This window comes from Marinobacter antarcticus, from assembly GCF_900142385.1.
In the GTDB taxonomy this organism is placed as follows: domain Bacteria; phylum Pseudomonadota; class Gammaproteobacteria; order Pseudomonadales; family Oleiphilaceae; genus Marinobacter; species Marinobacter antarcticus.
In genome coordinates this window covers 152,837-166,161 of record NZ_FRAQ01000002.1, presented here as the reverse complement: position 1 = coordinate 166,161, position 13,325 = coordinate 152,837, and the positions used below count along the sequence as shown (strand labels likewise).

Genomic DNA, 13,325 nt, shown 5'->3' with positions numbered 1-13,325 from the left:
AAGCGTCTGATTATATTTCAACAGGTTCTCCGGCATCGCTTTTAGCCGCCAGCACCCTCACCCGTTCGAAGTCTTCTTCGCTGAATACGCCGTTCACACCGGAGATAGCCGCCAGCGTCATGCCGTGTTTCAGGCCCAGCTTGTAAATATCCCGAACCTTTTCCCACTCAATGTTGCGCCCAAGCGTGAAGTTCTCGAACCGCCCTTCCAGGGTAAGCACGATGGTTTCTGCCAGGCAAGCGTAAGCAATTCCTGAAGGAAGGCCGATGTTTTTCATGTGCACATCACCCGGTAGCTGAACCTCTCCGGATTCAATCACCAGCACATCCGGGCGTTTGGCGACGTCTTCAGCGGATATATCCAGCGGGCGAGCCACATCGGTAATCACACAGCCGGGTTTTACTTTGTTGATGTCCAGTATCCGTTTTCCAGCACCGGAAGTGGCGGTCACGATCATGTCCATTTCTTCAATATCACGGTCTGCAGAACCTGCCACATGCACAATAGCGCCCGGGGTTTCCTGTTCAATGCTTTCTTTCAGGGCGAGAAGTTTGGCGGGCTCCGGTGCGGCCAGGTAAATCTCATCCACGGCTTTAGCCAGCAGGCGTGCGCACACAGATCCAATGGCTCCTGTTGCGCCCACCACCATGGCCTTGCCAGCCATTTTTCCGCTTTTACCAATATGTACACGGCCAATTTTCTTCACTGCATCCCGGGCGGCCCACAGTGCCCCGGAGGCGCTATAGCTGTTGCCGGTGGTAATGGGCAGCGGCGCGCGCTTGGCAACGGTAATGCCGGCGTCTCCCACCACTTTGGTAAAGGCACCCAGGCCCATGATCTGTGCGCCCAGCTTTTTCGCAAGCTTGGCGGCAGCCAGTAACCGGCTGTAGGTGAACTCGGGATCGTGCGCCATGATTTCTTTGGGCGTGCCCCCTACGGTAATCAACCAGCCCTCCACTTCATCCCCTGTGGGCGATTTGATGCCGGAGACCTTCGAGTAGATAAATGGCGGCGTATAAGCCACGGCCTTCTCCACCAGGTTCATCACCAGAGGCGGCGAAACACTGGCAACCCAATCCAGCGGCGGTGTCTTGGTCAGGTATTGCTGCGACAACGGGTGAATCACGAAGGCAAACCGGTTTATCCGGCGATAACCGTTCGGGTAGAGAATCCGCGGTTCCATGCCCAGAGTCTGGATAACGTCGAGATAATCATCTGCACCCAATTGCTCCGGAGTGCGAGACAGCGCCGCACTGATCATAGCCTCCATCACGTTCACACCCAGAGGGCGCCCTTGCAGCCAGGGGCTGTAATCAACCACCATGGCGACCTTGCGGGAGCGCATCCAGTCCAGAGCCGCTTCCGTCACGCGGGAGGTGATAATGGTTTTACCGTCCAGCTCCTTGTGTGTGAAGTTCTCAAGATCATCCATGTTCGCAACAATCACGTGAGCGTCTTTAACAGCTTGGTGCAGCGAGCCTTGGATCAGCCCCTCCCCAAGACGATACAGCGGCGTATGACGCAAAGTTTCAACGGCCTTCACGGCTGCCGGGCGGAACATGATCCGCGCAGTCAGCGAGGTGTAGGTTTCAAGCTGCTTGAGTGACGTGAGTAGCCTTGGCACGCCGAAATCCATGTAAGGGTCGGCAAAAAACAGGTTATCCGTATGCTCGGAAAGGGATTTGGCAATCCGGTAGCTGGCCTGCCCATTCATAAAGAGTACTCGGGCGTTATCAAAGAAGTGCCCAAGCTCGGACTGGGTATGGCGCACCGCCCATTCCTGAAGGATACCCCGCAGGCCGGCCCCGGTTGTCACCGGTTTGTCGGGAATACAGGCTTCGAGCCTGGCGGTATCCGGGTGTTCCAGCTGCACCGACCCGACCTGGTAGTGATCGGGGACCATGCTCAGGCCGATGGCGTCTGCCCTGTCATGGTACGATTTCAGCAGGGACACCGCGCGGGAGAGATCTCCGTCAGTACCGGTGCGAATGACTCGGAAGGACTGCCCCAGAAACTCCGTTTCCAGATCGTAATCGAATTCGGATGAGCCCTGGCTTACGCTGATAACTGTTTTCATACCCAGTCCTTATTTTTGTTCTACCGTGATGATGATAAGAGTAAGACAATGCCAGAAAAATTGCCTTAACTCAGATCAAATTATGGGTAGCATCGCGGCACCCATAGCCAATGAACGGTCTACACTAATGAGATAAGAGAACGGAAACAGATCACGACATTCACCAGGCAAAGGAGCCGGCATGAGTATTCAAAACGAACTGCTTTCAACGATACAGGATCTTGTTCAGCCTGGCAGGGGGATTCTTGCTGCGGACGAAAGTCACCCCACCATCGCGAAGCGCTTCAAGGCGGTTGGTGTTGAATCCACGGAAGATAAACGCCGGGAATATCGCAGCCTGCTCTTCTCCACACCCGGGCTTGGAGAATTCATCAGTGGCGTGATTCTTTTTGAGGAAACGCTTGGGCAGAACAGCCTGGATAATGCACCGATGGCGAAACTGCTGGAAAGCCAGGGGATTGTCCCGGGTATCAAGGTAGATAAGGGAAAGAAGCCGCTGATCAATGCCCCGGGTGACGAAATAACCTATGGCCTCGACGGCTTGGACGACCGACTGGAAATCTACAAGAACCAGGGCGCCCGTTTTGCCAAGTGGCGCGCTGTGTACAACATCTCCGATACCCTGCCCTCGCACCAGGCGGTGGAAGCCAACGCTGAGATGCTGGCCCGATACGCCGCGCTCTGCCAGTCCATAGGCATTGTGCCCATAGTGGAGCCTGAGGTGCTGATCAATGGCAACCACACAATCGAGCGGTCTGCAGACGTGAACGAAGCCGTGATTGCAGAGGTTTTCAATGCCCTTCGCCGCCATCGCGTACAACTGGAAACCATGATCCTGAAACCCAGCATGGTAACCCCGGGAAACGGGTGTGCTAAGGCATCCCCGGAAGAAGTTGCAGAAGCCACCTTACGGGTATTCCGCAGGGTGGTTCCGGCGGCCGTTCCGGGCATCAATTTCCTTTCCGGCGGACAAACCCCCGAAGAAGCCACCCTCAACCTCAACGCCATGAACAGCCTTGGCCAGCAACCCTGGAGCCTGAGCTTTTCCTACGGGCGCGCCCTACAGGAACCAGCCCAGAAGGCCTGGGCTGGTATACTGGACAACGGACCCGCTGCTCAGGAAGCCACACTCAAACGAGCCAGGCTCAATAGCGCTGCCAGCTGTGGCAGCTATAAAGTAGATATGGAAGGCTGATATCAGTCACAACCTGCCGTACAGCCGCCATCGCCGTTGAAGGCGATGGTGCGCCCGCTCAAAGGGACATGCATGGGAACTTTTACCAGATCCCTGAACAGGGCTGTTCGTGAACCCTGCTTCAGTTCTCCGCCAGATGTGGCTGGCTCATTGGCATGCGAAGCAATAACGGCCTTCGGATCAAGCAGGTCATTGATCACATAAGCCGCTTCCTTGGGCCCGGTTGTGTAGGTGTCACCAATGTTCATTACCACCAGCTCAGCCCCGTAGTGATCGTTCACCACCAGCTTCTGCTCGGCCGTAATGCCGGTATCCCCGGACAGATAGACCACCAGGCCATTTGAAAAAGTCAGCACGTAACCGGTTGGCGGCCCGACACTCGCGCCAACGCCTGCGGCTTTTAAATATTCCGCCAGCGGGCCGGTGAGGAACGATGGCGAAACCCCGTTACTGTGAACCGCCGGCACGGTAGTAATGGCCACACCGCCCACTTCCAGCTCCCCACCAAAGCGCACTAGCATGGAGTTGGCCGGGTCGCCGCCGGCGGCTTCAAGTTTGGCGGCAAAAAATGCCGGCATTTCGCTGCCAGTAACAATCTTTGCCTGCTTTTTCAGCGCAATATCCACGGTGTTGGACTGCGGCAGAGTCACCACTGGGAATTCCGGCCCACCGCAATTACCGGCGTTCGTTTCCTTGATACGGCGATCCCCCACGTGGTCGCCGTGCATGTGCGATACCAGCACAACATCAATATTGCCCAAGCGGGGATCATCGGGACCGGCCACGGTGCGGCCAGCATCGTAAAGAATGCGGGTACCGTTAGGATCCTCAAACACCATGGCCCGGTCCAGAGCGCAGAACTCGCCATCGTGACTTCCCAGTGGCGTGACTTTCACATCACCCTCTGCAGCACTCGCTCCGGACGCCAGGCCCAGCGACAGGCATAACCCTCCAGCGAGCCGTTTCAAAGCTCCGGATTTCGATTGTTTGGACATTAAAGGTTTCTCCTTCGTGGTTTTGTTTTTACGAACCACAGTAATTACGAACACACGACCACTCTGTACCAGTGTAGTTCGCAATCAGGAAGGTCAAGAGAGAGGCAATAGAAAAAAACTTCAGGCTGCAGGAATTATGTCTGCCTGCCCCGGGTCAACCGTCACATGCTGTTCCCTGACTGGTTAAGGTGCAGCTAGCAGCAGCAGAGCCAACCCCATGACAAACGATACCAAGTGTAAAATGCTAGTTTTGATATTGGAGTCGCCATGTCTATGCACTTCCGGAACTAAATCTGAGGCACCAATGTAGATAAAATTTCCGGCAGCAAAAGGAATCAACCAGGCAATGTCCACTTTAAATGACAAGCCATAGGCCACTAAGCCCCCAATCAGAAAGGTAAGCCCTGAAAGAACATTGAAGAGTAAAGCTCGCTTTTTCTCCCAACCACCATGAACCAACACGCCAAAATCGCCGAGTTCCTGAGGAATTTCATGAGCTGCCGCAGCAAGCCATGCGGCGATGCCTGCTCGAACATCAATCAGAAATATTCCAGCAATTGCCAACCCCCCCAAAAAATTATGCAAAGCATCTCCAATGAGAATCAGGTAGGTCAATGGCTGCTTGCAATCTACTTGATCCCGGTGACAATGATGCCAATGCAAAAACTGCTCTAATATAAAGAAGGTGGTAAAGCCAGCGACGACCATCATCCCTATCTCAAGGACATCCAGGTCCACAGCGAATGCGGCGGGAATCATATGAAAGAACGCACCCCCTATAAGGGAGCCAGCTGCGAAGGCAACCAATGGTAGAAGAATTTTTTCGAGAGTGGCTGGCTTCAGTATCAGAGTGACACTGCCGATCATAGCGATCGCGCTCATTAGAACTCCGCTCAAGATTATCCAACTCAGCACACTCATTTTTAACCGGCCTCATGATGGGAGGAGAATCCCCTCCGCAAATACTTATTCGCTGTAGTCGTAGCTGCCTGCTTGGTCGCAGGCTTGGGGATATGCAGGAAGATCAAGAGAGCGCTAATCAAAAAAATGAAGCTTCAGGCCGCCCGCACTGCGCTGCGTGATAGGGGCATCTTTTGCTCAAGGCAGGCGAGCATCGGGGCCACTTCCCGGATTTTGCGAGCATCCTGCCAAATTGCCTCAGCCTCCGGAAAGCCCTGCCGCAGGAAGTTCATCCATTGCTTGATACGACCGGTCACATAACGATCTTCAAGCCAGCCTTGCAGTACTTCAGCGTACTCCCGAACCAACAATACTGCCTCGGGCCAGGTCATGTCTGCAACCTCATCGCCCTGTTGGCTGGCTTTGATCTTGCGGGCCAGATCAGGCCTTGCGATCAGGCCCCGGCCAATCATCACATCCGCGCAACCTGAAACCTCACGGCAACGCCAGTAATCAGCTACGGTCCAGATCTCGCCGTTAGCGATGACATGGGCAGAAACCGCTTCGCGGACTCTGGCAACTTCTTCCCAGTAGGCAGGTGGCTTGTAACCGTCCACTTTGCTGCGTGCATGGATCACAATTTCTGAAGCTCCGGCTGCCTCAAGTGCCTGTCCACAGGCCACTCCCATGGAGCGGTCGTCGTAACCCAGGCGCATTTTGGCCGTAACCGGAACCTCGGCTGGAACCGCCTTGCGCACTGCGGAGGCAATCTCATACATCAGTTCCGGCTCCCGCATCAGCACACAACCACCCTTGTGCTTGTTCACTGTTTTGGCAGGACAACCGAAATTGATATCCACCTGAGCAGCGCCCAGCTCCACCGCCCTCAGCCCGTGACGGCCCATCATTTCGGGGTCGGATCCCAAAAGTTGAACAGCCACCGGCGTACCCACCTGAGTGAGGGACTGGCTATAAAGCTCGGGCGCATACTTGTAGAAAATCCGGGGCGGCAACATGCCGTGGGTCACGCGAATGAACTCGGTTACGCACCGGTCGATACCGCCGACTTTGGTCAGCGTTTCACGGATGGGCGCGTCGACCAGCCCTTCCATCGGGGCAAGGATGATTCGCATGAAGGCTCCAGAAACTGAAAGAAAAAAGAAAATGCAGCTGATCAAAAATCAGGCGGGAAGGATTGTAAGGAATTTGGCGGGAAGTTGGTAGCCGGACGCTCTCCTATTGAGAGCGTCCGGCCTGTTGCTATCGACTTACTTCTGTAAGTCGAAACGGTCAGCGTTCATGACCTTGGTCCAGGCAGCAACGAAGTCCTTCACGAACTTCTCCTGGTTGTCGTCCTGAGCATAGACTTCAGCGTATGCGCGCAGGATGGAGTTCGAACCGAACACCAGGTCCACGCGGCTCGCGGTCCACTTCACCTGGTCGGTCTTGCGGTCGCGAATCTCATAGAGATTGTTGCCTGCAGGCTTCCAGGTATGACCCATGTCAGTCAGGTTAACGAAGAAATCATTCGTCAGCTGGCCTTCACGGTCGGTGAACATACCCTGCTTGGTACCGGCATGGTTGGTGCCGAGCATACGCATACCGCCAACCAGAACGGTCATTTCCGGTGCAGTCAGGCCCATCAGCTGGGCACGGTCAAGCAACAGCTCTTCCGGCTTAACCACATAGTCCTTCTTCAGCCAGTTACGGAAGGCATCTGCTACCGGTTCCAGCGGCTCGAAAGATTCCGCATCGGTCATCTCGTCGGTGGCATCGCCGCGGCCCTTCAGAAAGGGAACGCGAACGTTGTAGCCGGCGGCTTTTGCGGCCTGCTCGATCCCTACGCTACCCGCCAGAACAATCACGTCTGCCACGCTGGCACCGGTGTCAGTAGAAATCTGCTTGTACACCTTCAGAACCTTGGCCAGACGCACAGGTTCGTTACCTTCCCAGTCTTTCTGCGGAGCCAGACGGATACGGGCCCCGTTGGCACCACCGCGCATGTCTGAACCACGGTAGGTCCGTGCGCTGTCCCAAGCGGTGCTGACCATATCGCCAATGCTCAGACCACTTTTGGCAATTTTTTCCTTAACCACTTCTTCGCAATAGTCAGTGCTGCCCGCCGGTACCGGATCCTGCCAGATGAGGTCTTCAGCCGGTACTTCCGGGCCAATATAACGAGCTTTCGGCCCCAGATCACGGTGCGTCAGCTTGAACCAGGCACGGGCGAAGCAGTCCTTGAAGTATTCGGGATCGGCCATGAACTTCTCACAGATAGCCCGGTACTTCGTATCCATCTTCATGGCCATATCCGCATCGGTCATGATCGGGTTATGGCGAACAGAGGGATCGCTGGCATCAACCGGCTTGTCCTCTTCCTTCATATCAATGGGTTCCCACTGCCAAGCTCCAGCCGGGCTCTTTTTCAGCTCCCACTCGTAGCCGAACAACAGATCGAAATAGCCCATGTCAAACTTGGTCGGGTGAGTAGTCCAGGCACCTTCAATACCCGAAGTCACCGCCCTACTGGCCTTGCCCTTCATATTAGGGTTGCTCCAGCCCATGCCCTGCTCTTCCACATCGGCAGCTTCAGGCTCGGCGCCAAGCGCGTCGGCATCGCCATTACCGTGACACTTACCAACGGTATGTCCGCCAGCAGTCAGGGCTGCGGTTTCTTCATCGTCCATCGCCATACGGGCAAATGTCACTCGCACCTGCTCAGCTGTCTTGAGTGGATCCGGCTTACCGTTCACGCCTTCAGGGTTTACATAGATCAGACCCATCTGCACGGCTGCCAGCGGGTTTTCCATGGTGTCAGGCTTTTCAACGTCTTCATAACGCTCATCAGACGGCGCCAGCCACTCTTTCTCAGCGCCCCAGTAGGTGTCTTTTTCCGGATGCCAGATGTCTTCCCGGCCAAAGGAAAAGCCATAAGAAGGCAGGCCCATGGATTCATAGGCAACAGTGCCGGCCATAATAATCAGGTCAGCCCAGCTGATCTTGTTGCCATACTTCTTCTTGATCGGCCACAGCAAACGGCGGGCTTTATCGAGACTGACGTTATCCGGCCAGGAATTGATCGGTGCAAACCGCTGGTTTCCCGTGCCACCACCTCCACGGCCGTCAGCAATACGGTAGGTGCCCGCTGAGTGCCAGGCCATACGGATCATCAGACCACCATAATGGCCCCAGTCTGCCGGCCACCAATCCTGGCTGTCTGTCATAAAGGCGTGGAGATCTTTCTTGATTGCGCCAAAGTCGAGATTTTTGACTTCTTCACGATAGTCGTAGTTTTCACCCAGCGGGTTTGTCTTGCGATCATGCTGGTGCAGGATGTCGAGATTGAGCCCTTCTGGCCACCAATTCATGACATTACGATTTTCGGTAGAGTTAGCACCGTGCATGACCGGGCATTTGCCACCCGTATTGTTTTGAGACATCGTATTCTCCTTTTCCTGCATCATGGGCAATGATCGTCTTCTACCAAATCAGGTTAACCCCTCGGGTCATACAAAAAACAATTAATTAAAAATAAAGATCTGAAAGATTTTAGTTATCGATATCCAGCCAGATTTGAGAACAACGTGGCTCAAAGTCTTTCGATAGAGGAGAACTTGCCGGAATCATCGAACAGGATACGGAAGCTGCCCCGCACACCGTCCTGGAGATAAAATCGGGAAAGAATACGGGCCGGGAAACGGACGGAGCGTCCGTCCCGGGCCTTGGTATTAACATCGGTGGCAACGCCCTGGTAAAGCTTTATCCACTCGTCAGGGCTGATGCTGATGTCCACAATAATCTGATGCATGGAACTTAGTTAGCCAGTTCCAGCAACAGACGGTTCAAGCGGGTTACATAGGCACCCGGGTCCTGCAACTGCTCGCCGCTGGCCAGTGTGGCCTGATCCAGAAGAACCGCAGAGAGCTCATTGAAGCGCTCATCGCCCTTCTCGCTTTCCAGGCGCTGAACCAGCGGGTGGTCCACGTTGATTTCAAAGATCGGCTTGCTGTCCGGAACCTTCTGGCCCGCCGCTTCCATGATCTTCTTCATCTGGGCACCCATATCAAAGTCGCCAGTTACCAGGCACGCCGGTGAATCCGTGAGGCGGTTGGTTACCCGCACTTCCTGAACCCGGTCACTGAGTGCCGTCTTGATGCGCTCAAGCAGGCCTTTGTGCTCTTCGGCGGCTTCTTCCTTGTGCTTCTTGTCTTCCTCGGTTTCCACTTCGCCAAGGTCAAGATCACCACGGGCAACGTCCTGGAACTGCTTGCTGTCGTACTCGTTCAGGTAGCCCATCATCCACTCGTCGATACGATCGGAGAGGATCAGCACTTCAATACCCTTCTTGCGGAAGACTTCAAGATGCGGGCTACTCTTGGCGGCCATGAAGTTGTCAGCAGTGATGTAGTAGATCTTGCTCTGACCTTCTTTCATCCGCTCGATGTATTGGTCAAGAGATACATTCTGAGCGCTATCGCCCGTGAGCGTAGTCGCAAAGCGCAGCAGGCCGGCGATTTTCTCACGGTTGCTGAAATCTTCTGCCGGGCCTTCCTTCAGAACGGTGCCAAACTCACCCCAGAACTTCTGGTACGCGTCGGCATCTTTCTTGGCCAGCTTCGACAGCATATCCAGCACACGCTTGGTGGCCGCGGTGCGGATGCTATCCACGGTGGCGTCGTTCTGCAGGATCTCGCGAGATACGTTCAGAGACAGGTCGTTCGAATCCACAACGCCTTTGGCGAAACGCAGGTACAACGGCAGGAACTGTTCCGCGTCGTCCATGATGAATACGCGCTGAACGTAAAGCTTCAGCCCCCGGGGCGCGTCACGGTTGTACATGTCAAACGGCGCGCGGGCCGGAATGTAAAGCAGACTGGTGTAATCCAGCTTGCCTTCCACTTTGTTGTGCGACCAGGTCAGCGGATCTTCAAAATCGTGCGCAATGTGCTTGTAGAACTCTTTGTATTCCTCGTCTTTGATTTCGGTACGGGGCAGAGTCCACAGAGCGGTTGCGTCGTTAACAGTTTCGTCTTTGCTCTCTTCGCCTTCTTCAGAGCCCTCGGATTTCATGATCACCGGGAAGGAGATGTGGTCAGAGTACTTTTTCACCAGATTGCGCAGGCGGAAGCCGTCGGCAAATTCGCTGGCATCCTGTTTCAGGTGGATAACAATCTCGGTGCCGCGCTTCTCGCGATTAGCCTGTTCAATGGTAAATTCGCCGTCACCAACCGATTGCCAGTGCACACCTTCTTCGACGGGCGCGCCTGCGAGGCGAGTGAATACATCAACCTTGTCGGCAACGATGAAGGCCGAGTAGAAACCCACGCCAAACTGGCCGATCAGCTTGCTGTCTTTCTTTTCGTCGCCGGAGAGCTGCTGAAGGAATTCTGCGGTGCCGGAACGGGCGATGGTGCCCAGGTTCTGGACAACGTCATCACGGGTCATGCCGATGCCGTTATCGGCCAAGGTGATGGTGTTGGCTTCTTTGTCGAAATCGAGGCGGATCTGAAGGTCTGAGTCGCCTTCGTACAGGCCGTCGTCTTTGAGTGCGGCAAAGCGCAGTTTATCTTCGGCATCGGAGGCGTTGGATATCAGCTCGCGGAGGAAGATTTCTTTGTTTGAGTACAGGGAATGGATCATCAGGTGAAGTAGCTGTTTTACTTCGGTCTGAAAACCCAGGGTCTCTTTTTGCGTTTCAACCGTCATTTTGTTTGTCTCTCCTGCATGGAACATGTGGGGGGGACGCGGGAGCGAAGGACCTTCGCTCCCGCGTCATCCGACTTGGGAATTAGTCATGCAGGAAAAATGGGGGCGTGCCGGGGCATTTCAAGCCCCGGATGGTAAAGCGGATTAGTCTTCCAGCAGGAAATGCGCTCGTGCGGTGGAAATCGGTTTGGAACGGGATTTCTGCCAGGCGGTGATCATCACGTTCGCGACACGATTGCCCTGCCGGGTGAGCTGGCACTCTGCGTAGGTTTCGCGGTCGAGGCCGGCGCGCAGGTAATCCAGGGAAAAATTGACGATGCGTGGCATGCGGATGGTTTCCTGGGCCAGCATCAGGTAGATCGCAGCTGAGAGTTCCATGAAACCACCGATTACGCCGCCGTGAATCGCGGGTAGAACGGGGTTGCCAAGGTTCTGGTCTTTTGCCGGCAGGCGGAAGATAAGGTCATCGCCGGACTGGTCGCACTGCAAACCAATAAAGTTTGCATAAGGAATACTCGTGATCAGCCGGGAGAAATCACCGGTTTCGCGAGTGTAATTCAGGATTTCGGGATCGGTCATATCGGGCCTCCGGTAATTTGCTCACGGTAGGCCTTTGGCAGAGCTTCGGGGCCGATGCGCATGAAGGTGGCCACGCAGTTGGCTACGGTCTCGCCGCCTTCCTGATAGGCTTCGCACCGGGTAAAAATGATGTTGCGGGTCATTTTATAGACTTCTGCCCGCGCATAGACAGGTTTGCGCGGCTCAGCCGGACGCATGTAATCGACCCGGAGGTCCAGCGTCGGGCAAAGTTCGAATACGTCCAGGGCGCAGAGGAGAACCGAGCCGGATGTGGTATCCATCAGCGTTGTGATGGCACCGCCGTGAATCACGCCGGTATCCGGGTTGCCAATGATCAGGTCACTGTATGGAAGGCAAAGAGTCAGGCTGCGCTCGGTGGTCTCGGTAACAGACAGACCGAGCTCTCTGGCCTGGTTGAGTGTTTCGATAAACCGGGTAACCCGGTCGGTTCGGATTTGATCGTCCATTCGGAACAAACCTGTAGTTCGAGTGTTGGTTTTGGGCCGCCGGTATTTAAAGCCGGCAGCAGCCGTGCAATTATATGTGTCAGGAATTAAATTACAGGAGTCCAGAGTGAAAAACGCCGCCTTGCAACGCTGTTTTCCGGTTTTAGCACTTATGCTGCTGCTTACAGGGTGCTCTGTAAACCCGGTAACCGGCGAGAGGCAACTTTCCCTGATTGGTGAGAGCCAGGAGCTCGCCATGGGCGCCGAGCAGTATAGGCCCACCCAGCAGACTCAAGGCGGACAATTTTACATCGATCCTGAGCTAACGCTATACGTCAGTGAGGTTGGCCAGAAGCTGGCTCGGGTGAGTGACCGCCCCAACCTGCCCTACGAATTCGTGGTTCTGAACAGCAGCGTTCCCAACGCCTGGGCCTTGCCTGGCGGTAAGATTGCCATTAACCGGGGGCTGCTGACCGAACTTGAAGATGAAGCCCAACTTGCGTCCGTACTTGGCCACGAGATTGTTCACGCAGCAGCAAGCCACAGCATTCAGCGCATGCAACAGGGAATGCTGATCAGTGCTGGTGTAGCTGGCCTTGGCTTTGCGCTCACGGATAATGAGTGGGCTGGCTTGATTATGGGTGGGGCGGCATTAGGTGCCCAGCTTGCGCTGGCTCAATACAGCCAGGGTGACGAGCTCGAATCGGATCACTATGGCATCCTCTATATGAAAAAAGCCGGCTACGATCCTCAGGCCGCTGTGGAACTGCAGGAGATCTTTTATGAGCTTTCCAAGGGCCGGGATTCGGGGTTTGTAGATGGTCTGTTCGCTACACATCCGCCTTCCGCCAAACGCGTTCGCGAGAACACAGAACAGGTCAAGAAAATAGGTGGCGGCGGTTACCGTGGCGCCGATGTGTACAAGCAGAAGACCGCCACTCTACGCAAGCTCCAGCCCGCCTATGACGCGCACGACCAGGCCATGAAGCTGGCCTCCGACGGCGATATGAGTGCGGCCTTGAAAAAAGTCAATGAAGCCATCAGCCTGCTACCCCGCGAAGCCATGTTTTATTCCCTGCGTGGGCGTATTTATCAAGAGCAAGATAAGCAGGACAAAGCCCAGGCCGATTTCGACAAAGCGGTATCCATGTACCCCGAGATGTTTGTGTATCGCCTTCATAGCGGTCTGACCGCGCTGCAGCTCAATAATCTGGACAAGGCGAGGGAGAACCTGACCCGGGCAAACGAAGTTGTGCCCACCTCCATCGCCTTCCTGCGGCTGGGGGATATTGCGGTAAAAGATAACAATCGCAATAAAGCCATCGCCTATTACAGCCAGGCGGCGGAATCCAGCGGCGCAGTTGCTGAGGAAGCACGCCGAAAACTGGCAACCCTCACTCAGTAGTATTGCCGATTTGCATACCTGA

The 13,325-nt window shown here is 55.1% G+C and carries 11 protein-coding genes; 2 read left to right on the top strand and 9 right to left on the bottom strand.

Features of this window, described 5'->3' with window-relative positions:
- Positions 1-10: 10 nt before the first annotated feature.
- Positions 11-2,077, bottom strand: a complete 2,067-nt coding sequence (locus BUA49_RS12110) for a dehydrogenase (RefSeq protein WP_072798072.1) — start codon at positions 2,075-2,077, stop codon at positions 11-13.
- A gap of 181 nt (positions 2,078-2,258) precedes the next feature.
- On the opposite strand from BUA49_RS12110, the gene BUA49_RS12105 reads away from it, so the two are divergent.
- Positions 2,259-3,272 carry a class I fructose-bisphosphate aldolase gene (locus BUA49_RS12105; RefSeq protein ID WP_072798070.1) on the top strand — a complete coding sequence of 338 codons (1,014 nt, stop codon included), beginning with the start codon at positions 2,259-2,261 and terminating at the stop codon, positions 3,270-3,272.
- A 2-nt stretch (positions 3,273-3,274) separates the two neighbouring features.
- On the opposite strand, the gene BUA49_RS12100 is transcribed toward BUA49_RS12105, so the two are convergent.
- From BUA49_RS12100 to BUA49_RS12065, 8 genes are all read right to left on the bottom strand, one after another.
- The gene (locus BUA49_RS12100) at positions 3,275-4,267 is read right to left on the bottom strand and encodes an MBL fold metallo-hydrolase (protein WP_072798068.1); all 993 of its coding nucleotides are present in this window, start codon (positions 4,265-4,267) and stop codon (positions 3,275-3,277) included.
- 183 nt (positions 4,268-4,450) lie between these two features.
- Entirely contained in the window at positions 4,451-5,149 is a 699-nt protein-coding gene (locus tag BUA49_RS12095) for a ZIP family metal transporter (RefSeq protein WP_139248784.1), read from the bottom strand.
- A gap of 173 nt (positions 5,150-5,322) precedes the next feature.
- Positions 5,323-6,300, bottom strand: a complete 978-nt coding sequence (locus tag BUA49_RS12090) for a tRNA dihydrouridine synthase (protein WP_072798066.1) — start codon at positions 6,298-6,300, stop codon at positions 5,323-5,325.
- 135 nt (positions 6,301-6,435) lie between these two features.
- Positions 6,436-8,607 carry a catalase/peroxidase HPI gene (gene katG / locus BUA49_RS12085; protein ID WP_072798065.1) on the bottom strand — a complete coding sequence of 724 codons (2,172 nt, stop codon included), beginning with the start codon at positions 8,605-8,607 and terminating at the stop codon, positions 6,436-6,438.
- Positions 8,608-8,756: 149 nt separating this feature from the next.
- Positions 8,757-8,975, bottom strand: coding sequence for a DUF2835 domain-containing protein (locus BUA49_RS12080; RefSeq protein ID WP_072798064.1), 219 nt, complete (start codon positions 8,973-8,975; stop codon positions 8,757-8,759).
- A 5-nt stretch (positions 8,976-8,980) separates the two neighbouring features.
- Positions 8,981-10,873 (bottom strand): molecular chaperone HtpG, encoded by a 1,893-nt coding sequence (gene htpG / locus BUA49_RS12075; RefSeq protein ID WP_072798063.1) that lies wholly within the window; start codon positions 10,871-10,873, stop codon positions 8,981-8,983.
- A 144-nt stretch (positions 10,874-11,017) separates the two neighbouring features.
- Positions 11,018-11,452, bottom strand: coding sequence for a PaaI family thioesterase (locus BUA49_RS12070; RefSeq protein WP_072798062.1), 435 nt, complete (start codon positions 11,450-11,452; stop codon positions 11,018-11,020).
- Positions 11,449-11,919 (bottom strand): PaaI family thioesterase, encoded by a 471-nt coding sequence (locus BUA49_RS12065; RefSeq protein WP_072798061.1) that lies wholly within the window; start codon positions 11,917-11,919, stop codon positions 11,449-11,451. The genes BUA49_RS12070 and BUA49_RS12065 overlap by 4 nt, the downstream gene beginning before the upstream one ends.
- A gap of 151 nt (positions 11,920-12,070) precedes the next feature.
- Here BUA49_RS12065 and BUA49_RS12060 point away from each other — a divergent pair, with 151 nt between their 5' ends.
- Positions 12,071-13,303: a M48 family metalloprotease gene (locus BUA49_RS12060; protein WP_072798653.1), complete on the top strand. Its 1,233-nt coding sequence runs from the start codon at positions 12,071-12,073 to the stop codon at positions 13,301-13,303.
- Positions 13,304-13,325 lie beyond the last annotated feature (22 nt).